The following is a 22,339-nucleotide window of genomic DNA, read 5'->3' on the forward strand; positions in this document are numbered from 1 at the left end:
GATGGTTGACCGCGGCTCCGACGACCCCGGCCCGAGCCGGTGACCGGCTCGTTCTGGTGGGACCTGGTGCTTGGGCTCGCCGGCGGGCTGCTGCTGCTGTGGCTCGCTCTCGTGGCCGTGCTCGTCGCGGCCCGCCCTCGCGGCGACCTGCTGCGCGAGGCACTCCGCCTGCTTCCCGACGTCCTGCGGCTGATCCGCCGCCTGGCCGCCGACCGGGACCTCCCCCGCGGCGTGCGGGTGCGGCTGGGCCTGCTGCTGGTCTACCTCGCGCTGCCGATCGACCTGATCCCGGACTTCATCCCGGTGCTCGGCTACGCGGACGACGCCATCGTCGTCACCCTCGTGTTGCGCAGTGTCGTGCGCCGCGCCGGGATCGACGCCGTCCGGGCCCACTGGCCCGGCACGGAAGACGGGTTCGCCGGTCTGACGCGGTTGACCGGCCTCTGACCGAGGGTGCGGGCCCTTGCCGCGCCGTGCAGGGCGTTATACACCGGGTGAAGTCAGCCCTTCGGGACTGTCGCCGCGGCGTCCGACACGGCAGGGTGGGGTCCGGGTGTCCGCTCGGAAGAAGGAGCGTGGGTCGAGATGCCGTGGTTCCCGGACTTCGTCAACGCCGCCGAGCTGGCGCGCAAGCAGACTCGCGTCCAGGGGCACGAGGATCCCGTCGGGCAGTTCTTCGGGGCGCTGAACGACGGCGACGCGCGCACCCTCGAGACGGCCTGGCCCGGCGAGGTCGTGGTGTTCGACCCCCGGGCGGGGGAGATCCGCGGCCGCAAGGAGCTCCGGCAGTTCGTCCACGTCAACCAGGTCTGGCTGGGTGAGCAGCACGCTCGCGCCGAGAGGATCGCGACCACGCGCGCCGGCGGGCGGGCTGTGGTCGAGCTGCTGGCGTGGCTCGGCGGCGACGGGCAGGAGGTGGCCTGGCCGGTGGCCGTGGTCGCCGAGTCGGCCAACGAGCGGTCCGTCGTCTTCCGGACCTACTGCAGCCAGTGGCCGGTCGACGGGCACCGGCACCTGCGGCCGCCGATCCTCGCGTCCGCCGACACCCCGCTCGGCGACGTCGTCGGGCACTACCTCGCGGCGCTGGCGGCCGGCGACGCCGACGCGATCGTGGGCACCTTCTCACCCACCGGCTACCTTCGCGAGCCCGTCGGCACGCACACGCAGCACACCGGTCCCGACGAGCTGCGCGAGTTCTTCACGGCGACGTTCGCCGCCGGCGGTGTCCACCTGGAACCCTGCGTGGTCACCGACGACGGCGTGCGCTGTGTCCTCGAGTACAACTGTGTCGGCTGGGGCTCGCACGACATGCCGCCGCAGGCCGGGGTGTGCGTGTTCGACCGCGGCCTCGACGGGTTGCTGAGCGCGGTCCGCGTGTACGACGACATCGAGGCGCCGGCCGCGTGAGCGCACCGCGGTCAGTTCCTTCGGGGCCGCGCCGCGAGGCCGGACCGTCGAGGCTGATCGGGCTCGACGCCGACGTGAGCGAGGTCTTCCACGACGCCGGCGGCGTGTTCCACCACGCCGGCACCACCGGGCGTGTGCCCGGCCACGCGCCCGAGCACCAGAGCTACGGCTCGTTCGCCGCCTTCCCCGAGCCGGACGGCAACGGCTGGCTGCTGCAGGAGATCACGGTCCGCCTCCCGGGCCGGTGACCATCACCCCCGTACGCACGCAGTAGTACGTCGAAGTACCGCAGCTCGACGGACGACGCCCGCCCGCCTTCCCCCGACGATGGACGCACAGCTCGGGCCATCGACGGAGGCGGCGGCATGGCGACCGGACACGGGTGGCGGCTCGGCGCACGCACCCAAAAGTGGTACCTCGTCGGGCACCTCGTGTCCGGGGCGGCGTGGTTCGGTCTCGACCTCGCGCTGGGGATCCTCGCGTGCACGGCCCTGCTGACCGACGACCCGGCCGTGACCGCGACCTGGTTGCAGGCGCTGCAGTTCTTCGCCGTGTGGCCGATGTTCACCGCGAGCGTGCTCACGCTCGCCACCGGCTTCGTGCTCGGCCTGGGCAGCAAGTACGGCCTGGTCCGGTACTGGTGGGTGGCCGCGAAACTCGCGGTGAACGTCCTGATGGCGGTGCTCATCCTGGTCGCGCTGCGGCCGGGGATCGACGCGGCCGCCGACTACGGCCGGGCGCTGGTGGCCGGCGAAACCGCCGCGCGCCCGGCGGATCTGCTGTACCCGGTGTTCGTGGCGCCGAGCCTGCTGCTGTTCGCCTATTTGATGACGGTGTTCAAACCGTGGGGTCTCCTCCGGCGAAACCCGTCCGGGAAAGCACTCGCCCGCGACGGAGCGTGAGCGAAAAAGACGGCGAGGACACGAAAGCGTGCAAGATCGTTTTCGGGCGGGCGTGGCCCGCGTTTCCTGTTAGCGTCGATCACGAGGGGCCGGTGGGCCGACCGGGATCGACAGGGAGGAAAATGACCATGGTTCGCCTTCGCAGGATTCTCGGTCACGTCGTGAGCGGATTCGCCACCGCCGGCTTGTGCGTGAGCGGTCTCGCGGCCGCAGAAACCTGACCCACGCCATTCGCCGCGATTCTTTTCCGAAAAGGAATCGCGTTTTTCATCAGGCCCGCGATGACCGCGAATGCCGCCGCCGGACGCCGGCAGTACGGTGCCGGTCCGTGACCTCCGAGACGCCGCGCACCGCGCGCCAGGCCGCCGCCGAGCAGACCGGCAGAAGCTGCTCGAAGCCGCGTTGGCGGAGTTCTCGCGGCGGCCGTACGCCGAGGTGACCGTGGGCGACATCGCCCGCACCGCCGGCGTCGCGCACGGCTGGTGTCGCACCACTTCCAGGGCAAGCAGGGCGCGTACGTCGCCGCCGTGGCCGAGGTCTACGAGCAGCTGCGCGAAGCGGAGGAAGCCGAGCAGCCGACGGCAGTGTCCGACCGGATCCGGGCCCGCTTTCGCGGGTTCGTCTCCTTCGTCTCCGCGCACCCCGACCGGGCGTTGAACCTGGTCTCGGCCGGCGGACCGCGACGAGGCGTTCGCCGACCTCCGCGGCCGGAACCTGCGGGTGCTCGCCAGGCTTCTCTGCCTCGACCCGGACCGCCCGCCGTGGCCGCGACGCTGCGTTCGTTCGCCGACGGCGCCGAACGCCTGACGGCCGACTGGTTGCGTGCCGACCGGCCGTTCGGACTCGACGCGCTGGTGGAGGCGTTCTGCGCCCTGCTTGCCGGAGCTCTGCGCGGCGCGCACGAGCTGGACCGACCACGACGAACCCTCGACCCTTGGCGACCTCGAGTCCGACGCAGACGAGGTGCGCAACACCGGGCCGGCCGCCGCGAACACCAGCTGCCCGACGCCGGGCCGAACAGCACCGTGACCCCGGGCGCGCGGAACTTCGGCGGCGCCCCGCGGGCGGGGCACCATCCCGAGCCAGGCGAACGCCAGCGCGGCGGTGACGGCCATCCGCGGCTTCTGTCCTGCGCCGACGGATACGGACGGGCCCGCGCCGCCGTAGCAAAAGGATCTTCGATAGGGAAGATCTATTACTCGACCCGATGTGTTGATACGGTCACCGCCGCCACAAGCACGCGATGTACCACAGGTCTTCGTCCGAAAGGTCGGCGTATGTGCCAGTTGTGCGGTTCCGAAGGCCGGGAAAGCTCCACGGTCTCGAGGCGGACCTTGTTCGCCGCGGCGGCCGGGCTGGCCGTGACACCGATGATGCTCGGGACACCGGCGAACGCCGCCGCCCACCCGGACGCCGGGGCCGACCTGATCCTCCACAACGGACACGTAGTCACCGCGGCGCTGCACGGGCGCACCGCGCAGGCGATCGCGATCCGCGGCGGACGCGTCGAAGCGGCCGGGACGTCGGACCGGATCCTGCGCCTGCGCGGACGGCACACCCGCACCGTGGACCTCAAGGGCCGCGCGGTCGTGCCGGGATTCATCGACAGCCACCTGCACCAGTTCACCTCGGCGCTCGACCGGCCCAACGTCTCACTGCTCGAAGCGCGCAGCATCGCCGATGTCGTGGCGGCCATCGGCGCTCGGGTCGCCGCGAGCGCGTCCGGCGCCTGGGTGCAGGCGCGGTCGGGCTGGCACGAAAGCCTCCTCGCCGAGGGCCGGCTGCCCGCACGAGCCGAGCTCGACCCGGTGTCGCCCGAGAACCCGGTGTTCATCCCGCGCGGAGGCCATGTCGCCACGGCCAACAGCCGCGCGCTGGAGCTGGCGGGCATCACGCGCGACACGCCGGACCCGACGGGCGGCGTCATCGTCCGCGACGCGAACGGCGAGCCCACCGGAGTACTGCTCGAACGCGCGCGCTCGCTCGTGACGCCGGTGCTGCCGGCCCCGCCGTCGGCCGACCAGCAGCGGCGGCAGCTGCGCGACCAGATGGCCGAGCACAATGCGCTGGGCATCACCGGCGTCACCGAGCCGGGACTGGACCCGTCGCAGATCGAGATCTACACGCGCCTGTGGCACGACGGCGAGATGACCACGCGAGCGCACCTGCTGTGGCGCATCGCGTCGCTCGCGGACGTCGACGCGGCCGTGGCGGCGTTCAAGCCGCGCACCGGCGACGACATGCTCCGATTCGACGGCCTGAAGTACCTCTCCGACGGCGGCGTCGAGGGCGGCTTCCTGCGCGACCCGTACCAGCTCGTGCCCGGTGAGCAGACCAGCCCGGGCTACCACGGCGTGCAGCTCCTGCCGCCCGGCGGCAAGGACGAGCTGACCGAGATGTACCGCCGCGCCGCGCGGCACGGGTTCCAGGTGCAGACCCACGTCGTCGGCGACGCGGCGATGGACTTCATCGTCGACGTCCTCGCCACCGTGCACCGCGACACGTCGCTCGCGCACCTGCGCTGGGTCCTGATGCACCTGTTCCTGCCCAGCGGCCCGAACCTCGCGCACATGCGGAAGATGGGCCTGCTCGCGAGCGTGCAGGACCATCCCGTGCTGCTCGGCGCCAACCAGGTCAAGTGGTGGGGCGCCGAACGCGGCTCCCGCGCCGTGCCGATCCGCGACATCCTCGACGCGGGTCTGCTCGCCGGCGGAGGAACCGACGCCCCGGTGGTCCCGCCCAGTCCCCTGTGGTCGCTGGGCTGGATGGTCACGCGCGAGACCCTCAAGGGCGACGTCCTCGGCCCCGAACAGGCCATCACCGCCCGCGAGGCCCTGCACCTCTACACGCTCGGCAGCGCGCAGACGCAGTTCGCCGAGCACACCCTCGGCACCCTCGACCCCGGCAAACTAGCCGACCTCGTCGTCCTCGACGCCGACCCCCTGACCGCCGAGCCGGGCGCGATCAAGGACCTCGCTGTCACGATGACCATCGTCGGCGGGCGCGTGGTGCACGAGGCCTGAGGTTCGGTGCGGCGGGGTCGTGCCGTGCCGGGACTTCGCCGCGCTCGTCAGCTCACCCGGCTGCGCCTCGGCCCAGGACGGCCGCCGTACGCGCACGTCCTTGCCGTCGCGGCAACCGAACAGGCCGTCCACGCCCACAGGCGGGCTGCACGCGCGGCACGCAGCAGTTGACGCGTCGTTCACCCGGTCCACGGTCGGGCGGTCCGGGAGCGCCGCGAGCATCTTCCGCAGGAAGCCCTCGCAGGTGCCCGGCACCTCGACCGGTGCGGCGGGCGGCGGTGTGACCGGGGCCGCTTCCGCGGGACAGTCCACGGAGGACTCGGAAACGAGCCTGTGACAGCCGAAATCCGCCTGGTAGCAGGCGGTCGCCGGCTCGGTCCTCGTCAACCCCGCCTCGACGCCGTCGTGGCCGCGTCAGGGGGTCGCGTCGTCGGCCGGTCGGTGATCTCCAAGGGGGCGAACCCCGGCCCCGGCTTTCCGCGTCCCCGGCCGGCAGCGAGCGCAATCCCCCAGATTCGGTTCACCTTCCAAGACAGCGCGAACGGGCGAACGGCGGCGGAAGCGCGCCGGCCACCGGGAAACCCGGTGGCCGGCGCGGACAACTCAGCGCCAGCCGAGTTCCGGTGCCACGTGCGTCAGGATGCTCTCCAGCACGTGGGCGTTGTACTCCACCCCGAGCTGGTTCGGGATGGTCAGCAGCAGGGTGTCCGCGGCCTCGACGGCCTCGTCCTCCTTGAGCTGGCGCACGAGCTCGTCGGGTTCCGCGGCGTAGGAACGGCCGAAGATCGCCCGGGTGTTCTCGTCGATCATGCCGACCTGGTCGCGCGAGTTGCGGTCGCGGCCGAAGTAGGCGCGGTCGAGGTCGTTGGTGAGCGCGAAGATGCTGCGACTGACCGACACGCGCGGTTCGCGCTCGTGGCCGGCCTCCTTCCACGCCTCGCGGTAGGCCTCGATCTGCTTGCGCTGCTGGACGTGCAGGGGTTCGCCCGTCTCGTCGTCCTTGAGCGTGGAGCTCTGCAGGTTCATGCCGAGCTTCGCGGCCCACACGCCGGTCGCGTTGGAGCCGGAGCCCCACCAGATGCGCTCGCGCAGGCCGGGCGAGTGCGGTTCGACGCGCAGCAGGCCGGGCGGGTTGGCGAACATCGGCCGCGGGTTCGGCTGCGCGAAGCCTTCGCCCTCGATGACCTTCAGGAAGACCTCGGCGTGCTGGCGGGCCATGTCCGCGTCGGTCTCGCCGTCGGCGGGGGCGAAACCGAAGTAGCGCCAGCCGTCGATCACCTGCTCGGGGGATCCCCGGCTGATGCCGAGCTGAAGCCGGCCGCTGGAGATGAGGTCGGCCGCGCCGGCGTCCTCCGCCATGTAGAGCGGGTTCTCGTAGCGCATGTCGATCACGCCGGTGCCGATCTCGATCTTCGAGGTGCGGGCGCCGATGGCCGCGAGCAGGGGAAACGGGCTGCCGGCCTGCCGCGCGAAGTGGTGCACGCGGAAGTAGGCGCCGTCCACGCCGAGCTCCTCGGCCGCCACCGCCAGGTCGATCGACTGGTGCAGGAAGTCCTTCGCCGACCGGGTCTCGGAGTGCGCGGTGTCCGACCAGTGGCCGAACGAGAGGAAACCAATCTTCTTCACGCCCATGGAAGCGTACGCGCGCCGCGATTGATTCCCGCACGCGGTGCGGCTCACGTCCTCGCGGCGGGTCGCCGCGGCCGGTAAACCGACCACAGCACCCGGCCGGCCACGTCGCCGCGTCCGCGCCGGTCACCACGCGGTCGGCGAACACGCCGGCGGTGTGCGCGGGCGGGAAGGTCGCGGCGGTGTGGGTCACGAGCCCGGAGATCGGGCCGGGCCGGACCGTCCGCACCGCGCGGAGGTACGTCGGCAGCGTGGCGACTGCGGCCGAACCGATCGCCCCGATGAGCAGGCGGCCATCAAAGGAGTTGTCCATGCGACCACGATGGTCTGCCGGGCCGCCTCCCTGGCCGGGTCTGCCCGGACGGGTGACGGCTTGCGCCGGTCAACTCTCGCGCGCGACCGACCCTGGCAGCGGCCTGCGCGCCGTCTCCCGCATGAAGAACACGCAGATACCGCCGATCACCCCGGCGATCATCAGGTAGTACGCGGGCCAGTTGAGGTCTCCCGTGCCCGAGACCAACGCGCTCATCACCGTCGCCGTCGTCCCGCCGAAGAGGGACACCGAAAGGTTGAAGGCGATCGACAGCCCGCCGGCGCGGACGTTCGTGGGGAACAGCGCCGGCAACGTCGACGGGAGGATCGCCGAGAACAGCACCAGCACGAGCCCCATCACCAGGAGACCGAAGAACGTCGAGGTGGTGCCGCCGGCGCGAACCAGCAGCACAGCGGGCAGCGACAGCACCACGAGCCCGAGGCAGCCGGCCAGGATCACCGGCCGCCGGCCCACCTTGTCCGACATTCGGCCGACGAACGTGATCACCACCATCAGCAGCACGAGCACCACGATCTGCAGGGTCTCCGACACCGTCTTGCCGACGCCGGTGTGCTGCTCGGGCAGCGTTTCCGTCAGGTAGGTCGGCATGTAGCTGGTGAGCATGTAGTTGGCGACGTTCCACGTCAGCACGAGCCCGGCGCACAGAAGCATCGCGGGCCAGTACTTCGTGAACACCGCGCGCAGCTCTCCGCCCAGCGACCGGACGCGCTCGTTCTGCTGCTCCGTCTCCTGCAGCTGCGCGAACGCGGGCGACTCCGCCAGCCGCTGGCGCAGGTAGAGCCCGACGGCGCCCAGCGGGAGCGCGAGCAGGAACGGGATGCGCCAGCCCCACGTCAGCAACGCCTGGTCGGACAGGACCGCGCTAAGCACGGTGGCGATCGTGGCGCCGAACGCGTAGCCGGTCAGCGTGCCGAACTCGAGCCAGCTGCCGAAGAACCCGCGCCGGCGGTCCGGCGCGTACTCGGCGATGAAGGTCATGGCGTTGCCGTACTCGCCGCCGGTCGAGATGCCCTGCACCAGCCGGGCGAGCAGCACGAGCAGGGGCGCGGCGAGGCCGATGGCGCCGTAGCTCGGGATCACGCCGAGCGCGAACGTGCCCAGCGCCATGAGGATTACCGTGAGCGACAGGACCTTTTTCCGCCCGATCCGGTCACCCAGCGGCCCGAAGATCAGCCCGCCGAACGGGCGGATCAGGAACGAGACGGCGAACACCCCGAACGTCGCGATCTGCCCGGCCGAAGCCGGCAGGTCCGTGAAGAACACCTTCTGGATCGTCGTCGCCAGGTACCCGTAGACGCCGAAGTCGTACCACTCGGTGATGTTGCCGATCGCGGCCGCGCCGACCGCCCGGTTGATCACCGCGGGCTCGACGACCTGGACGTCGCCGGCCTTCCCCTCCACCATGGATCCACCTTCCGGCCGCCCACCGTTCAGCGGCCGCGTACGAGTGTCTCCCGGATCGGCGAGGTCTGCCGGTTCACACAGGGTTGCCCAGGTGAGAGGCGGGTTTCACGCGGTTTGGGCCGACCGGCACGAGGCGAAGAACGGCTCGACCCCGGCCAGGAAACCGGACGGACCGGACGCGAAGGGCACGTGTCCGGTGTGGAGCGTCACCAGGCCCGGACCGGGGCAGCGCGGCATGGGTCTCCCGGCCGGCCCGGACGTGCAGAACGAAGTCGCGCCCTCAGACGAGCTGGACCCGCACCGTGATCCGGGTCGCCTCGCCGCGCAGGCCGTACGTGGGACCGGGGAAGCTGCGCCGGAACGCAGCGTCGAGATCCGCACCGGCGCGCGGGTGGGCCGCGCCGCGCTGGTGCGCGTCAGGCCGCTGTCGACGTCGTTGCGGGGCTTCAGGTATGCGGGCACCATCCGGGGCATCAGGGCCCGGTCGAGCGCGAGCACGCCGAGCAGACGGCAGAACGCGCGCGTCCTCGGGTTTGTGGCGATTGATCCCGGCACCGTTCGCGAGCACCAGCCCGGCGACGTGCGGGGGCGTCGAGCGCGAGCGGCACCGCGGCGTACCCACCCACCGAGTTGCCGACGAACACAGCCGGCGGCAGCGCGTGCACTGTTGCCGGAGGCCCGCAACGACGAGGCGGTCGCCGCCAGGTCGCCTCCCGCAACGACGCCTTGGCCCGCCTCGCCGCGCCCGACCTGCGGGCGATGGGCTGGCAGCAGCCGGTTGCCGCCGCCCGGCTCCTCATCGCGATGGCCGCGGAGACCGCGCTGGTCGAACTTCTCCGCGGCCGCCCCGACCCCAGCGCCCGGCGCGTTCTGTGGCAGTTCCTGGAACGCAACGATCTCCGGCCCGGTCTCTCCGACAGTCCTTTGCGGACACCCGGAGGTCCGGCACCGGCGCGGGGCCACGAGCGTCAACCGGTTTTCTCCGATTCGCGCGAAAGCGCGATGCTCCTGCGCAACCGGGGGGAAGACAGGATTTTCGCGCCTGCGGTAGCCGTCAGCGCACCCGCACCGGACGCAGCCACTCCACGTGCAGGACCCGGTGCTTCCCGGCCTGGCGCAGCCACCCGGACGCGGTCACCGGGCGCAGGATGGTGGCCCGGGTCAGCGCGGTGAGATCCGAGGGGAACTCGAGCGCGACGCAGTCCCCCGAGCCGTCCAGGACGACGGCCAGGTCGAGGCGCCCGTCCTGCGCGGCGCGGACCTCGAGCATCCCCGTGACCACCACCCGCAGGCCGGCCCGCGAGCCGATCGTGCCGGTCACCCCTTCACTCCTCCCCGACTGCTCCCGTTGCCCGCCACGGTGCACCGGGGCGACGGGTGGTCGCATCGGTGGGCGCCCGGGTGTGGGACCCCGGTTGGGCCGGCCCGGTGGGCGGACGCGGGGGTTCCCCGACGCGAAGGGCGAGGCCGGGGAGAAACGCTGCGTTGCATGGAACTCGGAGCAGCCGGGCACGGGAGGTGCGCCTGATGGCCTTCGCCCGCAACTTCCACAGCAAGCGCCGCGCCGAGGTCGACCCGGCGCGGGTGCCGCCGGGGCAGTACGTGACGCCGGGGTTCCCGGTGCTCTCCGCCGGGCCGACGCCGAAAGTCGTCGCCGGCGACTGGACGTTCACCGTCCGCGGCGCTGCGAAGAACCGCGGAACCTGGACCTGGGACACGATGCGCGCGCTGCCCGCCGAGTCGATCACCGTCGACATCCATTGCGTCACCAAGTGGTCGAAGCTCGGCACGACGTGGACCGGCGTCTCGCTCGACACGCTGCTCGACAACGTGGAAACCAAGGCCGGTTACGCGGTCGCCTTCAGCGAAGGCGGCTATACCACGAACCTGCCGCTGGCCGACCTCACCGGCGGCAAGGCGTGGCTGGTCTACGAGTTCGACGGCGCCCCGCTCGAGCCCCAACACGGCGGCCCGGTGCGGTTGCTAGTGCCGCACCTCTACTTCTGGAAGAGCGCCAAGTGGGTGCGGGGCCTCGACCTGCGCGAGCAGGACGAGCCCGGCTTCTGGGAGCGCTACGGCTACCACAACTACGGAGACCCATGGCGGGAACAGCGTTACGCCGGAAACTGATCTGGCAACCGGCCACGGTGACCGGCCTCGTCGCGGAGACCTCGAACACCCGCAGCATCGCCTTCGCCGTGCCGGACTGGCCGGGCCACCGCGCGGGCCAGCACGTCGATCTGCGCCTGACCGCCGAGGACGGCTACCAGGCCGAGCGCAGCTACTCGGTCGCCTCCGCGCCCGGGGATCCCCATGTGGTGCTCACGGTCGAGCGGCTCGACGACGGCGAGGTCTCGCCCTACCTCGACGACGAGCTGCGGATCGGTGACGAGGTGGAGCTGCGCGGCCCGGTCGGCGGGCACTTCGTGTGGGAGTCCACGTGCGACAGTCCGGTGCTGCTCGTCGCGGGCGGCTCCGGCGTGGTGCAGTTCCGCTCGATGCTGCTTCACCACGCCGCGGCGGGCAGCACGGTGCCGATGCGGCTGCTGTATTCGGCGCAGTCGCGGGAGACGCTGATCTACGCCGACGAGTTCACCCGGCTCGGGGGAAGCGGCGGGATCGACATCCGCGTCACACTCACTCGCAAGAACTCGGGCACCCGGCCGGGCGAGCGCGGGCGGATCGACCGGGACTTCCTCACGCGGACCGGCCTGCCGCCCGCCGGGGAGCCCCTGGGCTACGTGTGCGGGCCGACCGCGTTCGTCGAGACCGTGGCGAACACGCTCGTCGACCTCGGCCACCGGCCCGAGCGGATCCGGACCGAACGCTTCGGCGGAACGGGGACATCATGACGACCTTCGACGGCAACGCCATCGCCGGCACCCTCAACGCGGTGTTCGGCGGCGAGATGACCACGGCCAACGGAACCTGCGCGTGCTGCGGCGCCACCGAACCCCTGGCACAGCTGCGGGTCTACCGCGACGCGCCCGGCGTGGTGGCCCGCTGCGCGCACTGCGACGCGATCCTGATGGTCATCGTGGAGAAACGCGGGATCGCCTGCGTGGACGTGTCGGGCTTCGCGGCGCTGGAGGAGCCCGCTCAGCTTTGAAGCCCGCGCCGGGACGTGACGTTGAGCTTGTCGTAGATCCGCCCCAGGTGCCATTCCACTGTGCGCGGGCTCAGGAACAACCGCGCGCCGATCTCCGCATTGGACAGTCCCTCGCGCACCATCCGCACGATCTGGGCCTCCTGCGCAGTCAGCTCCGTGCCGGTCTCGACGGAACGCTTGCGCGCGGTGCCGCCGGTCGCGGCCCGCTCGTTCGGCGAACGCCGCCATGCCCATCTCGGTGAACATGTCGTGGGCGGTGCGCAGCTGTTCGCGGGCGTCCGCCCGACGGCGACGGCGGCGCAGCCATTCCCCGAACAGCAGCCGTGCCCGCGCGTGCTCGCCCCGGATGCGGGTGCGTGAGAGGCGTTCCACGGCCTCGCGGTAAGCGCTCTCGGCGTCTTCGCCGGTGGCCAGCAACGCGCGTGAGCGAGCTTCGATGCCCAGCGCCCAGTCGGTGCCGCTGGCGCGCGTGGTCTCCACGAGCTTGGCGAACGCGTCCTGGGCCGCGGCGGTTTCGCCGAGCCGGGTGGCGGCTTCGATCAGCTCCACCAGCGCCAGCCACGGCTCCACGCCCATCACCGGCGGCCGCTGCCGCGCGTCTTCGCTCGACGCCAGCGCTTCCGCGTAGTGGCCGAGGCTGTTGCACAGCACCGCCCGCGCCGAGCCGACGATCAGCAACCCGAACCCCTCGCCGCGCCGCACTGCCTCGGCTTCGGTGCGGGTGATCACGTCGCGTGCGTCGCCCTCACGGCCGCGCCACGCCGCCAGCAGCAGCGTCCCGTACGTCGCCGCGGGGATCCCCGTCGCCCGCGACACCTCGGCAAGCTCGTCGCGCAGGTGCGCCGCGGTGACCAGGTCGCCCGCGTAGACGTGGGCGCCGATGTGCGACGCGAGTGCGAGCGGCAGGGTGCTGAGCGCACCCTTGTCGCGGGCTAGCTGCAGGTGCCGCGCGGTGCGAGGAACACCCGAGCCGGCGACCCCAGCGGGCCGCCGGATTCACGGGCCGCCGTGGTCGCCTGCCCGGAATGGCCGGTTTCGGTGCGCATCCCGGGCGTGGGGTCAGCCGACGTCGATGCCCGCGGGGCTGTCGAGGGCGCTGAAGTCGCTCGACGCGTGGTCGCCGTTCACGGTCTGCGGGAGACCGCCGAACTCACCGGTCTTGGTGAGCTCGCCGTTCGCGCCGATCCGAGCGGGGAGCTGCCCTGGGTGTTGGCCGATTTGTCGGTGGTGCCGGCCACCTCGTGCAGGAGGGTGCGGCTGCCGTCGGGTTGACCTTCCAGCGCCGAGCCAACCGGGGTGATCGACACGGCTCCACGCATCGGTCCACTGGGCGGGCCCGCACCCTGAGCCGGCTGCTCGAGAACCGGTCCACTGGCCGAACTGACCGGGTGTTTTCGCCCGCGGCGGCCCGCACGCTGCCTGCATGGCACTCAACCCGGGGATGTTCGGCGGCACCACACACATCCGGCGCGAGCCGGCCGGGGTGGTCGCCGCGATCGCGCTGTGGAACTTCCCGCAGGCCCTGGCGGCGCAGAAGTACGCGCCCGCGCTGGCCGCAGGGTGCACGGTGATCCTCAAGCCGTCGCCGCAGACGGTGCTCGACACCCGGGCCGTCGCGGAAGCCGCGATCGAGGCCGGGCTGCCGCCGGGCGTCCTCAACGTCGTTCCCGCCGAAGCCGACGCCAGCGCGTACGTCGTGGGGCACCGCGGCGTGGACCTGGTGGCGTTCACCGGGTCCACCGCGATCGGGCGCCGCATCTCCGAGATCTGCGGCGCGCTGATCCGCCCGGTGATCCTCGAACTGGGCGGGCGATCCGCGGCCGTCGTGCTCGACGACGCAGACCTCGACCTGGCGCGGGTGACACTGTTCGGCGCGATGCTCATCAACAACGGGCAGACATGCTTCCTCTCCACCCGCGTGCTCGCGCCGCACCCGCTACACCGAAGTGGTGGACACCCTGGCCGCGTTCGCCGGCTCGCTCACCGTGGGCGATGCGCTCGACCCCGCCACGCAGATCGGCCCGCTGGTGTCGCAGCACCACCGGCAGACGGTCGAGGACGCGATCGCCCGCGGCCTCGAAGACGGCGCCCGCCTTGTCGCGGGCGGCGCGCGGCCGCGCGGGCTGGACGACGGCTGGTTCCTGCAGCCAACCGTCCTCGCCGACGTGGACACCAGCTGGGCCGTCGCCCGCGAGGACATCTTCGGCCCCGTTCTCACGGGGACGCCGTACGACACGGACGACGAGGCCGTGGCCCTCGCCAACGATTCCGACTACGGCCTCGCCGGCAGCGTCTGGACCGCCGACGTGGACCGCGGCCTCGCGCTCGCCGCCCGTGTGCGCACCGGAACCATCGGCATCAACGGCTACGTCCCGGACCTCGCCGCTCCCTTCGGCGGCGTGAAGCAGAGCGGTATCGGGCGGGAGCTCGGACCGGATGGGCTCGCGAGCTACCAGCAGGTGAAGTCGATCTACCAGTTCTGACGCCCGCCGTGATCCGGGTCACGGAATGCCGGACGATCTTCGGCGCTACAGGAGGGAGACACCTGTTCCGACCCGAGGGAGAGACATGACTGCTTCCACCGCGTCCGAGACGGCCGAGGCCCTGCCCGTGCCCGTGCTCGACGACTTCGACTTCGAGCTCACCGACGGCGCCTCGTGCCGCATCGACGACCCGGACTGCGAAGCCTGCCAGTGACGCACGGCCGGTGATTCGCGGGCTCGCGGGTCACCGGCCCGGATCGCGTCGCGTCGGTGACAATGGTCGCCGTCGTGTCCACCCCGAGCCGCGGAGTCGCCCGTGCCCGAACTGCCCGAGGTCGAGTCGGCCCGATCGGTGATCGACCGGGCCGCGCTCGGCCGGTTGATCGTCGACGTCGACGACACCGATTCCTACGTGTGCCGGCCCCACGCGCCCGGGGAGATCCGCGAGGCGCTCGTCGGGCGCCGGCTCGTGGCGGCGCACCGGCGGGGTAAGTCGCTGTGGTGCGACACCGCCGACGACGGTCCCGCGCTCGGCGTGCACCTCGGGATGTCCGGCAAGGTCGTGATCGCCGACGCCGACGGTACCGAGATCGACGGCGGCGACTACTGGGAAGGCCGCCGCGTGCAGGGCGACTACCGCTGGTCGCGCTTCGCGCTCACCTTCGACGACGGCGGGCTGATGATGCTCGTCGACCCGCGCCGCCTCGGCCGCATCACCCTCGACCCGCACATCGAGCTGCTCGGCCCGGACGCCGCCTCGGTCACGCCGGCCGAGTTCCGCACCGCCGTGACCAAGGGCACCGCCCCGGTCAAGGCGCGCCTGCTCGACCAGCACGCGCTGGCCGGCATCGGCAACCTCCTCGCGGACGAGATCCTCTGGCGCGCCCGCGTGCACCCCGCCCACCGCGTCGACGAGCTCGACCGCCCGGCCGTCGACCGCCTCCTGCGCGCCACCCGCGGCTCCGTCACCGCCGCCCTCGACCACGGCGGCGTCCACACCCTCACGGTGATCCCCTACCGCAAACCCGGCGCGCTGTGCCCGCGCGACCATGCACCCATGGCCAGCGGCAAAGTCGGTGGGCGCACGAGCTGGTGGTGCAGCGCGGAGCAGCAGCTCCCGCACTGACACCGCGCCGCAACACCGCGCCGGAACACCGGCGAGACGCCGTGCGGGCGCAGCCGCTCGCGAGTGGCGAGATCGTGCCAGCCCGCCGGTGCGCGAGGCCCGCCGGGCTGAGAGTCGTTCCTCCGGGGCCTGCCACCTCCCTCGATGACGCCGCGGTCCCCGGCCCGGCGGGAAATCGGCAGAATGGACCCGTGGGTGTCCTTCTGGGGTTGTTGTCCGCGCTCAGCTACGGCGCTTCCGACTTCGTCGCCGGCGTGGGCGGGCGGCGCAGCGACCCGAACGCCGTCACAGTCCTGGCGCAGCCGTGGAGCCTGCTGGCGGCGCTGGTCGCCGTGCTGGTGATGGGCCCGCGCGCCCCGCACGTCGACGAGCTCGCGTGGGGTGCGGTCAGCGGGCTCGGCACGGCCGTCGGCACGTTCGCGCTCTACCGGGGACTCTCCACAGCGCGGATGAGCGTGGTCGCGCCCGTCTCCGCCGTGCTCGCGGCGGCGCTGCCCGCGCTCGTCGGGTTCGCGACCGGCGACCGGCTGGCGTGGCTGTCGTGGGTGGGGATCGGGCTGGTGCTGCCGGCCATCGCGCTGGTCTCACAGCACCAGGGCGACGACGCCGAACGCAAGCGGTCCGGCCTGGTCGAGGGCGTGATCGCCGGTGCGGGGTTCGGGGTCCTGTTCATCGGCCTCGACCGCGCGGGCACGGCGGCGGGCAGCTGGCCGCTGGTCGCCGGCCAGGCCGTCGGCGTGCTCCTGCTGGTGATCGCCGCCATCTGGTTGCGGCCGACGTCGTGGTCGCGCGCCTGGTGGCCCGCCACCGCCGCCGGGATCCTCGGTGGCGCTGCCAACCTGCTGTTCGTCGCCGCCACCGGAGCGGGCCAGCTGGCCGTGGTCGCGGTCATCACGTCGCTCTACCCCGCCATCACGATCGTCCTCGCGCGCGGCCTGCTGCACGAACACTGGAGCCGCCCTCAGGTCACCGGCCTCGTCATCGCCGCCGCCGGGGTCACGGCCATCACGCTCGGCCAGCCGTGACCCCGCCCGGCGTCCGGCCGGCTTCGGCTGCTTGACGTACCCGTCGCGCAGGTCCCGCTCGCGCGCCGCGTGAACCGCTCCGCCCGGTTTTACGCGGCGACCAGCGAACCCCTACCCTCGGTGCCGCACCCGTCACACAAGCCGAGGAGGAACCCGGATGTCGCAGCACGCGGACCGATCGGCACTCGACAGCCCGCCTGGCGTCGACCCGAACCGGGCGAGCGTCGCGCGCGTCTACGACTACCTGCTGGGCGGCAACACGCACTACGAAGTGGACCGCGAGGTCGCCCGCGAGCTCGCGGAGAAGATGCCGGAGGTGCGCGACCTCGCCGTCGAGAACCGGGCGTTCCTCATCCGCGCGTGCACCTTCCTCGCGCGCAACGCCGGGATCGACCAGTACCTCGACTGCGGGTCGGGCCTGCCGACGGCCGAGAACGTGCACCAGGTCGTGCAGCGCGTCAACCCCGAAGCGAAGGTCGTGTACACCGACTTCGACCCGGTGGTCACCGCGCACGGCCGCGCGCTGCTCGAAGAGAACGAGCGGACCCGCTACGTCGAGGGCGACATCTACCGGCCCACCAGCATCCTCGACGACGAGGTCGTGCGCGGGCACCTGGACTGGACCAGGCCGATCGCCCTGCTGTTCGTCGCGACATTGCACCACTGGAAGGGCGACCGCAACCGCCCGGCGGAGGTCACGCAGGAGTTCATCGACCGCCTGCCGCCGGGTTCGTTCGTGGTGATCTCGCACATCCTCGACCCGCACGACGGCTCCGACGACGCGCACGCCATGGAGCAGCTCATCGAGACCGTCCGCAGCGGCGCGCTCGGCGGCGCGACCATGCGCACACGCGCGGAGATCCGGGAGCTGTTCCACGGTCTCGAGCTCGTGCCGCAGGGCCCGGGCGCCGAGCCCGAGATCGTGCCGCTGGCGGCTTGGTGGCCGGCCGGTCCCCGCCTGTCCCGGATGAACGTGGCCCAGCGCCTCATCGTCGGCGGCATCGCGCGCAAGCCGTAATCCTCGTGACCGGCGCGAGCGGCAACTTCGGCTCGGCGCTGACCACCCCTGCTGGGCGCGGACGCCGTGGTCGCCTACCGCGATCCCGCCGAGACCGCGCGCTCGAGTCCGGGCAACCGGCAGTGACCGCCGCCCCCGCCGGCCGGTCCCCCACTGACCACTGTGGACGTCGAGCAGCTCGCCGTGGAGCTCGCGTGTCTGCCGGCATCGTCCCGGCGCGGAACCCGGCCGCGTTGCCCGACGTCGGAGACACCGGGGCCTGAGGGAGGGACAGCGGTGCGAAGAAGGTCCTGGTTTGCGGCAGCCGTCACGCTCGCGGCGGCGGTGATGCTGACGGCCTGCACGCAGACCACCACCGGCCGAACACAGCCCAGCGCGGCGGGTGAGGTCGGCCGGCTCGGCGGCGCTCCGGGCACCAGCTCCCCCGCCCCTTCCCCGCAACCGTCCTCCCCCTCCGCCGACGGCGTCACGGCGACCGTCGCGACCATGACAGTCACCCTCCCCACCGGCACGCAGTACGCCGTCGAGTCGCGCGACCCCGGCCATGAGGCCTGCCTGCAGTCGGCCACCTTCGCATGCGCAGGCAAGATCCTCGACCTGCGCCAGGCCGCCGCCGAGGGCATGATCAACCTCCCCAGCCCGACGCGCGCGTTCGGCCGGTACCCCGGCACGGACGTCCCCACGTGCGTCGGCCCCTCCGCCGATCCCGGCGCCGCCTCCGAAGCCACCGGCGGCGCGGTCCTGGAACACGGCTTCGCCTCGGTCGGCCCGAAGAAGGCCGAGTACGCGCGCTTCCAGGAAACGTGCAAGGACCCGGCGCAGAACAACCAGGTCCGCATGTGGTGGCTGCCCACCAGCAAACTCCTCATCTTCGAACACGCCGGCACTCCGGCCCAGGACGCGGCTTTCGACGGGATGGTGGCTTCGGCCAGGTTCAGCTGACGCCTACGCCGCGGCCTGAGCAGCGAGGCGGGCAGGATGGTGCGAAGTGGCGACGGCGATGGCCTTGGTCTTCGTACCGGGGCCGTCGCCCCGGCCTTCGGCTGTTTCCCGGATTTCCCGGTCGCCCCAGGAAAATTCCGGACCGGCGAAGCTCTCGGACTCGACCACGTTCCGACATACGGCTCGGAACGTGCGCGCGGTGCGACTCTCCGGTTGAGCTTCGCCGGTTTCGTCCGGGATGCGCTCCCGCGAGTACAGCCAATGGTCCAGGCAGGTGTACTTCATGGCGACATGCTTGCTGAGAAACCCCTTGCCCGCGCCGGGGTGGACCACGCCGTAGTCGCCGAAACGCAGGCCCTCGGCGCCGGCACCGAGGAGAGCACGCCACACCTGTTCTTCGATTCGGGGAGCCGCCCAGACCGCGGTCTGCGCAAGAGAATCGGGAATCGAGCCGCGCACCACGCTCGTGGAGCGGAAGTTGCCGGAACCACCGGCTGCGCGCAGGATGCCGCCGACCCGATCCGCCAGCCCGGACGGCAACTCCGGGACGTAGCCGAGATCGACGATCAAGTCGAGGTCACCCGCGTCGACGGACAGCACCTCGAGAAGGCGCTCCATCGCGTCACGGCTCGGCACCTCCCCGCCGACTCGGATTGCACCTCCCGCGCCGAGCTCGTCACACAGTCTTCCGAGCACGGTGACTTGGCGTTCGTCCGCGCGGGCGCGGATGACCGGGATGAAGGGAATCGGTTCCTGGTCTTCGAGCAGGTCGCGGGGATACGCGAGCCGATCGGCCAGTTCCCCGGGCGCGCCGGCCGGCCCGCCGCCGAACCCGGCGTCGCCGGCCACTTCTGAAGCATCGATCATCGCCAGACGGCCGAGGCTGCGAAGCTTGCGGACGGCCGCCTCGACTCTGTCGAGTGGTTCGCCGGTGACGCCTCCGACTCTTCGAACTGGAGCAGGGGCTGCACGTGGTTCAGGTGTTCGGCTTGGTCGAGGGTCTCGAGCGCCGCCAGCTCGCCCTTCTTGACCCGAAGGCGACCAGGGCGGAGAACTCGCCTGGCTGGACCACACTCCACTCCTGTCACCACGAGTATTCGGCCCACTACACAATCGACCGTAGGACTGCGACCCGCTCGGCCACATCCACCACAAGCCTGAACCGAGAGCGGCTACCGCGCCGCCAGAGTCGTGTCCAGGAACGCCTGCGTAGCCGCCGTGATGGGCCCAGACCGGTGCACCAGCCACTGCGGCAGCCGCTCAGCCGGGGAGAACCGCACGACCTCCGCGCCGGCGCGGCGAGCCAGGTCGGTCCAGCCGTCGGGCATCAGGCCGGCGCCGATGCCGCGCAGGACCATCGGGAGGACGACGCTGCGGTCGCCCACCTCGGCGGCGATGGCGACGTCCGGGACGGTCGCGGCGATGCGGTCGAACAGCGCGCGCACGGCCGTGGCCGGTTTGGTGACGACGAAGCGCATCCCCCGCAGGTCGGACCACTCGACCGGGTCCGTGACGCCCGAGCCCGGCGGCGCGACAAGCAGGAACTCCTCGTCACGCAGGTGGTGGGCCACCAACCCCGGGCCCGCCGGGCGTTCCGCGCTGCCGCAGACGCCGGCCTCGCAGCGGCCCTGCAGGACCATCGCCACGGCTTCCGCCGCCGACAGCGCCGAGGAGGTGCTCACCAGCACGCCCGGGTGACGTTCGCGCAGGTCGGCGATGATGCTGATCACCGGCTCCAGCGCGGAGGACGACGTGGCCGCCACGTCGACGCGCCCGGCGAGACCGTCGCCGACGGCCCGGGCGGCGGCGCGCAGCGCATCGAGGTCGCGCAGCACCAGGCGGGCGCGGTCGGCCATGAACTCGCCCGCGCTGGAGAGCACGGCGTTGCGGCCGACGCGGTGGAACAGCGCCACGCCCAGTTCGTGCTCCAGCTTGGCGATCGCGCGCGACAGCGACGGCTGAGCGACCCGCAGCGCCCGCGCGGCGTGGGTGAAGCCGCCGTGCTCGACGATCGCGACGAAGTACTCGAGCTGGCGACGTTCCATAGCACCAGGCTATCGGAACGGTGTCATACATGTCTTTGACGTACGCCGACCTACGCGCGACGATGCAGGGATGTTCCAGACCCGTCCCACGTTGCAGGGCACCTTCGGAATGGTGTCGTCCACCCACTGGCTCGCCTCGGCCGCCGCGATGGCCGTGCTCGAAGACGACGGCAACGCCTACGACGCCGCCGTCGCGGCCGCGTTCGTGCTCCACGTCGTCGAACCACACCTCAACGGCCCCGGCGGCGAGGTGCCGATGATCGTCGCCCCGGCGGACGGCACGCCGAAGGTCCTGTGTGGACAGGGGGGCGCGCCCGCCGGCGCCACGATCGAGCACTACACCTCGCTCGGCCTCGACCTCGTGCCCGGCACCGGCCCGCTGGCCGCCGCGGTGCCCGGCGCGGTGGACGCGTGGCTGCTGCTCCTGCACGACCACGGCACCAAGCCGCTGCGCGAGGTCCTCAAGTACGCGATCTCCTACGCCGAGAACGGCCACCCCACCGTGGACCGCGTCGGCACCACCGTGGAGACCGTGCGCGAGCTGTTCGAATCCGAGTGGACCACCTCCGCCGAGCTCTACCTGCCGGGTGGCCGCTCACCGAGGCCCGGCGCGCTCTTCAAGAATCCCGCCCTCGCGAACACCTGGCGCCGTCTCATCGCCGAGGCCGAAGCCGCCGGCGCGAGTCGCGAGACGCAGATCGAGGCCGCCCGCAAGGTCTGGCGCGAAGGCTTCATCGCCGAAGCCATCGCCGAGTTCGCCGCGAAGCCCACCATGGACACCTCCGGCGAACGCCACGCCGGCACCCTGACCGGCGACGACCTCGCCGCCTTCCGCGCGACCTACGAGGACCCGGTCACGTTCACCTGGAACGGCTGGACCATCGCGAAAGCGGGCCTGTGGAGCCAGGGCCCGACGCTGCTGCAGCAGCTCGCGCTCCTGCCGGACGCGGACGGCCTGGACTACGCCACGCCGGACTACTACCACACCCTCATCGAGGGCACGAAGCTCGCGATGGCCGACCGTGAAGCCTGGTACGGCGACAGCGCCGACGTCGACATCACCACGCTGCTTTCCCCCGCCTACAACGAAACCCGCCGCAAGCTGATCGGCGAACGCGCTTCGCACGAGCTGCGCCCCGGCAGCCCCGACGGCCGGGAACCGCGCCTGAGCAAGCACGCCCGGTACGTGGCGAGCGGCGGCGCCGTGGCCACGGCCGCCGGCGCGGGTGAGCCGACCGTCGCCAAGGACGGCGCGACGCGCGGCGACACCTGCCACCTCGACGTGGTCGACCGGTGGGGCAACATGATCGCCGCGACGCCGAGCGGCGGCTGGCTGCAGTCCAACCCGGTCATCCCGCAGCTCGGGTTCCCGCTCGGCACCCGCCTGCAGATGGCGTGGCTCGACCCCGGCCTGCCCAACTCGCTGGCCCCGGGCAAGCGCCCGCGCACCACGCTCACGCCATCGCTGGCCTCGCGCGACGGAGTGCCCGTGATGGCCTTCGGCACGCCCGGCGGCGACCAGCAGGACCAGTGGAGCGCGCATTTCTTCCTCGCCGTCGCACTGCGCGAAAAAGTGCGCAGCGGCCTCGACCTGCAGGGCGCGATCGACGCCCCCAACTGGCACACCGACAGTTTCCCCGGCTCGTTCTACCCGCGTGCGATGGTGGCCGGCAGCGTCACCGTGGAATCGCGGATAGGCGACGACGTCATAGCCGAACTGGAGCACCGAGGCCACGTCGTGACCGTCGGAGAACCTTGGTCCGAAGGGAGGTTGTGCGCCGTCGCCCGCGACCCGGAGACCGGCGTTCTCTCGGCCGCGGCCAACCCCCGAGGAATGCAGGGATACGCCGCCGGGCGATAATCACCGCACTTCCCGCCGAAAAGCGGACCCG

The 22,339-nt window shown here is 72.0% G+C and carries 23 protein-coding genes and 1 pseudogene; 18 read left to right on the plus strand and 6 right to left on the minus strand.

Annotation, left to right across the window (positions count from 1 at the left end):
- Positions 1 to 39: 39 nt before the first annotated feature.
- The 6 genes from AB0F91_RS37495 to AB0F91_RS37520 all read left to right on the plus strand — a co-directional run bounded on the left by AB0F91_RS37495 (position 40) and on the right by AB0F91_RS37520 (position 5,332).
- Entirely contained in the window at positions 40 to 447 is a 408-nt protein-coding gene (locus tag AB0F91_RS37495) for a YkvA family protein (RefSeq protein WP_360605561.1), read from the plus strand.
- 138 nt (positions 448 to 585) lie between these two features.
- Positions 586 to 1,407 carry a nuclear transport factor 2 family protein gene (locus AB0F91_RS37500; RefSeq protein WP_360605563.1) on the plus strand — a complete coding sequence of 274 codons (822 nt, stop codon included), beginning with the start codon at positions 586 to 588 and terminating at the stop codon, positions 1,405 to 1,407.
- Complete coding sequence (locus AB0F91_RS37505; protein WP_360605565.1) at positions 1,404 to 1,655, plus strand: hypothetical protein; 252 nt, start codon at positions 1,404 to 1,406, stop codon at positions 1,653 to 1,655. Before AB0F91_RS37500 ends, AB0F91_RS37505 begins: the two co-directional genes overlap by 4 nt.
- A 117-nt stretch (positions 1,656 to 1,772) precedes the next feature.
- Complete coding sequence (locus AB0F91_RS37510) at positions 1,773 to 2,309, plus strand: hypothetical protein (RefSeq protein WP_360605567.1); 537 nt, start codon at positions 1,773 to 1,775, stop codon at positions 2,307 to 2,309.
- 291 nt (positions 2,310 to 2,600) lie between these two features.
- On the plus strand, positions 2,601 to 2,966 hold the full coding sequence (locus AB0F91_RS37515; RefSeq protein WP_360605569.1) for a helix-turn-helix domain-containing protein: 366 nt from the start codon (positions 2,601 to 2,603) through the stop codon (positions 2,964 to 2,966).
- 620 nt (positions 2,967 to 3,586) lie between these two features.
- Positions 3,587 to 5,332, plus strand: a complete 1,746-nt coding sequence (locus AB0F91_RS37520; protein WP_360605571.1) for an amidohydrolase — start codon at positions 3,587 to 3,589, stop codon at positions 5,330 to 5,332.
- Positions 5,333 to 5,935: 603 nt separating this feature from the next.
- On the opposite strand, the gene AB0F91_RS37525 is transcribed toward AB0F91_RS37520, so the two are convergent.
- The 3 genes from AB0F91_RS37525 to AB0F91_RS37535 form a co-directional block, all read right to left on the minus strand.
- The gene (locus tag AB0F91_RS37525; protein ID WP_360605573.1) at positions 5,936 to 6,958 is read right to left on the minus strand and encodes an LLM class flavin-dependent oxidoreductase; all 1,023 of its coding nucleotides are present in this window, start codon (positions 6,956 to 6,958) and stop codon (positions 5,936 to 5,938) included.
- Positions 6,959 to 7,343: 385 nt separating this feature from the next.
- Positions 7,344 to 8,699, minus strand: coding sequence for an MFS transporter (locus AB0F91_RS37530; RefSeq protein ID WP_360605575.1), 1,356 nt, complete (start codon positions 8,697 to 8,699; stop codon positions 7,344 to 7,346).
- A gap of 1,054 nt (positions 8,700 to 9,753) precedes the next feature.
- On the minus strand, positions 9,754 to 10,020 hold the full coding sequence (locus AB0F91_RS37535; protein ID WP_360605577.1) for a hypothetical protein: 267 nt from the start codon (positions 10,018 to 10,020) through the stop codon (positions 9,754 to 9,756).
- 206 nt (positions 10,021 to 10,226) lie between these two features.
- Here AB0F91_RS37535 and AB0F91_RS37540 point away from each other — a divergent pair, with 206 nt between their 5' ends.
- Genes AB0F91_RS37540 through AB0F91_RS37550 form a run of 3 tightly spaced genes read left to right on the plus strand, consistent with a single transcriptional unit; the run spans position 10,227 to position 11,808 of the window.
- Complete coding sequence (locus AB0F91_RS37540) at positions 10,227 to 10,829, plus strand: sulfite oxidase-like oxidoreductase (protein WP_360605579.1); 603 nt, start codon at positions 10,227 to 10,229, stop codon at positions 10,827 to 10,829.
- On the plus strand, positions 10,799 to 11,551 hold the full coding sequence (locus AB0F91_RS37545) for a ferredoxin reductase (protein WP_360605581.1): 753 nt from the start codon (positions 10,799 to 10,801) through the stop codon (positions 11,549 to 11,551). The genes AB0F91_RS37540 and AB0F91_RS37545 overlap by 31 nt, the downstream gene beginning before the upstream one ends.
- Positions 11,548 to 11,808 (plus strand): DUF6510 family protein, encoded by a 261-nt coding sequence (locus AB0F91_RS37550; RefSeq protein WP_360605583.1) that lies wholly within the window; start codon positions 11,548 to 11,550, stop codon positions 11,806 to 11,808. Before AB0F91_RS37545 ends, AB0F91_RS37550 begins: the two co-directional genes overlap by 4 nt.
- Here the strand turns inward: AB0F91_RS37550 and AB0F91_RS37555 are convergent.
- Positions 11,799 to 11,960, minus strand: a complete 162-nt coding sequence (locus AB0F91_RS37555; protein WP_360605696.1) for a helix-turn-helix transcriptional regulator — start codon at positions 11,958 to 11,960, stop codon at positions 11,799 to 11,801. The genes AB0F91_RS37550 and AB0F91_RS37555 overlap by 10 nt on opposite strands.
- A gap of 4 nt (positions 11,961 to 11,964) precedes the next feature.
- Here AB0F91_RS37555 and AB0F91_RS37560 point away from each other — a divergent pair, with 4 nt between their 5' ends.
- The 8 genes and pseudogenes from AB0F91_RS37560 (at position 11,965) to AB0F91_RS37595 (ending at position 18,402) form a co-directional block, all read left to right on the plus strand.
- Entirely contained in the window at positions 11,965 to 12,168 is a 204-nt protein-coding gene (locus AB0F91_RS37560) for a hypothetical protein (protein ID WP_360605585.1), read from the plus strand.
- A gap of 76 nt (positions 12,169 to 12,244) precedes the next feature.
- The gene (locus AB0F91_RS37565) at positions 12,245 to 12,436 is read left to right on the plus strand and encodes a hypothetical protein (protein WP_360605587.1); all 192 of its coding nucleotides are present in this window, start codon (positions 12,245 to 12,247) and stop codon (positions 12,434 to 12,436) included.
- A gap of 813 nt (positions 12,437 to 13,249) precedes the next feature.
- A pseudogene (locus AB0F91_RS37570) lies at positions 13,250 to 14,291 on the plus strand (aldehyde dehydrogenase family protein).
- 85 nt (positions 14,292 to 14,376) lie between these two features.
- Positions 14,377 to 14,505 (plus strand): hypothetical protein, encoded by a 129-nt coding sequence (locus AB0F91_RS37575; RefSeq protein WP_354870323.1) that lies wholly within the window; start codon positions 14,377 to 14,379, stop codon positions 14,503 to 14,505.
- Positions 14,506 to 14,607: 102 nt separating this feature from the next.
- A complete protein-coding gene (locus AB0F91_RS37580) occupies positions 14,608 to 15,417 on the plus strand; it encodes a DNA-formamidopyrimidine glycosylase family protein (protein ID WP_360605589.1) in 810 nt (269 codons plus the stop codon).
- Between the two features lie 191 nt (positions 15,418 to 15,608).
- On the plus strand, positions 15,609 to 16,442 hold the full coding sequence (locus AB0F91_RS37585) for a DMT family transporter (protein ID WP_360605591.1): 834 nt from the start codon (positions 15,609 to 15,611) through the stop codon (positions 16,440 to 16,442).
- A 157-nt stretch (positions 16,443 to 16,599) separates the two neighbouring features.
- Positions 16,600 to 17,460 carry an SAM-dependent methyltransferase gene (locus tag AB0F91_RS37590; RefSeq protein ID WP_360605593.1) on the plus strand — a complete coding sequence of 287 codons (861 nt, stop codon included), beginning with the start codon at positions 16,600 to 16,602 and terminating at the stop codon, positions 17,458 to 17,460.
- A gap of 486 nt (positions 17,461 to 17,946) precedes the next feature.
- On the plus strand, positions 17,947 to 18,402 hold the full coding sequence (locus AB0F91_RS37595; RefSeq protein ID WP_360605595.1) for a hypothetical protein: 456 nt from the start codon (positions 17,947 to 17,949) through the stop codon (positions 18,400 to 18,402).
- Positions 18,403 to 18,405: 3 nt separating this feature from the next.
- Here AB0F91_RS37595 and AB0F91_RS37600 read toward each other — a convergent pair whose 3' ends face one another.
- Positions 18,406 to 19,548, minus strand: coding sequence for a hypothetical protein (locus AB0F91_RS37600; RefSeq protein WP_360605597.1), 1,143 nt, complete (start codon positions 19,546 to 19,548; stop codon positions 18,406 to 18,408).
- A 26-nt stretch (positions 19,549 to 19,574) separates the two neighbouring features.
- Positions 19,575 to 20,447 carry a LysR family transcriptional regulator gene (locus tag AB0F91_RS37605; protein WP_360605599.1) on the minus strand — a complete coding sequence of 291 codons (873 nt, stop codon included), beginning with the start codon at positions 20,445 to 20,447 and terminating at the stop codon, positions 19,575 to 19,577.
- Between the two features lie 70 nt (positions 20,448 to 20,517).
- Between AB0F91_RS37605 and AB0F91_RS37610 the strand changes: the two genes are divergently transcribed.
- Complete coding sequence (locus AB0F91_RS37610) at positions 20,518 to 22,308, plus strand: gamma-glutamyltransferase (RefSeq protein WP_360605601.1); 1,791 nt, start codon at positions 20,518 to 20,520, stop codon at positions 22,306 to 22,308.
- Positions 22,309 to 22,339 lie beyond the last annotated feature (31 nt).

This window comes from Amycolatopsis sp. NPDC023774 (genome assembly GCF_040639695.1).
GTDB lineage: Bacteria > Actinomycetota > Actinomycetes > Mycobacteriales > Pseudonocardiaceae > Amycolatopsis.

Bases quoted from the DNA above. Each gene is read 5' to 3' on its own strand.
- AB0F91_RS37530 (WP_360605575.1), bottom strand. From the start codon at position 8,699: ATGGTGGAGGGGAAGGCCGGCGACGTCCAGGTCGTCGAGCCCGCGGTG.
- AB0F91_RS37520 (WP_360605571.1), top strand. From the start codon at position 3,587: ATGTGCCAGTTGTGCGGTTCCGAAGGCCGGGAAAGCTCCACGGTCTCG.
- AB0F91_RS37610 (WP_360605601.1), top strand. From the start codon at position 20,518: ATGTTCCAGACCCGTCCCACGTTGCAGGGCACCTTCGGAATGGTGTCG.
- AB0F91_RS37575 (WP_354870323.1), top strand. From the start codon at position 14,377: ATGACTGCTTCCACCGCGTCCGAGACGGCCGAGGCCCTGCCCGTGCCC.
- AB0F91_RS37590 (WP_360605593.1), top strand. From the start codon at position 16,600: ATGTCGCAGCACGCGGACCGATCGGCACTCGACAGCCCGCCTGGCGTC.
- AB0F91_RS37510 (WP_360605567.1), top strand. From the start codon at position 1,773: ATGGCGACCGGACACGGGTGGCGGCTCGGCGCACGCACCCAAAAGTGG.
- AB0F91_RS37605 (WP_360605599.1), bottom strand. From the start codon at position 20,447: ATGGAACGTCGCCAGCTCGAGTACTTCGTCGCGATCGTCGAGCACGGC.
- AB0F91_RS37500 (WP_360605563.1), top strand. From the start codon at position 586: ATGCCGTGGTTCCCGGACTTCGTCAACGCCGCCGAGCTGGCGCGCAAG.
- AB0F91_RS37515 (WP_360605569.1), top strand. From the start codon at position 2,601: ATGCCGCCGCCGGACGCCGGCAGTACGGTGCCGGTCCGTGACCTCCGA.
- AB0F91_RS37565 (WP_360605587.1), top strand. From the start codon at position 12,245: ATGCCCAGCGCCCAGTCGGTGCCGCTGGCGCGCGTGGTCTCCACGAGC.
- AB0F91_RS37595 (WP_360605595.1), top strand. From the start codon at position 17,947: ATGACAGTCACCCTCCCCACCGGCACGCAGTACGCCGTCGAGTCGCGC.
- AB0F91_RS37545 (WP_360605581.1), top strand. From the start codon at position 10,799: ATGGCGGGAACAGCGTTACGCCGGAAACTGATCTGGCAACCGGCCACG.
- AB0F91_RS37550 (WP_360605583.1), top strand. From the start codon at position 11,548: ATGACGACCTTCGACGGCAACGCCATCGCCGGCACCCTCAACGCGGTG.
- AB0F91_RS37540 (WP_360605579.1), top strand. From the start codon at position 10,227: ATGGCCTTCGCCCGCAACTTCCACAGCAAGCGCCGCGCCGAGGTCGAC.
- AB0F91_RS37600 (WP_360605597.1), bottom strand. From the start codon at position 19,548: ATGTGGCCGAGCGGGTCGCAGTCCTACGGTCGATTGTGTAGTGGGCCG.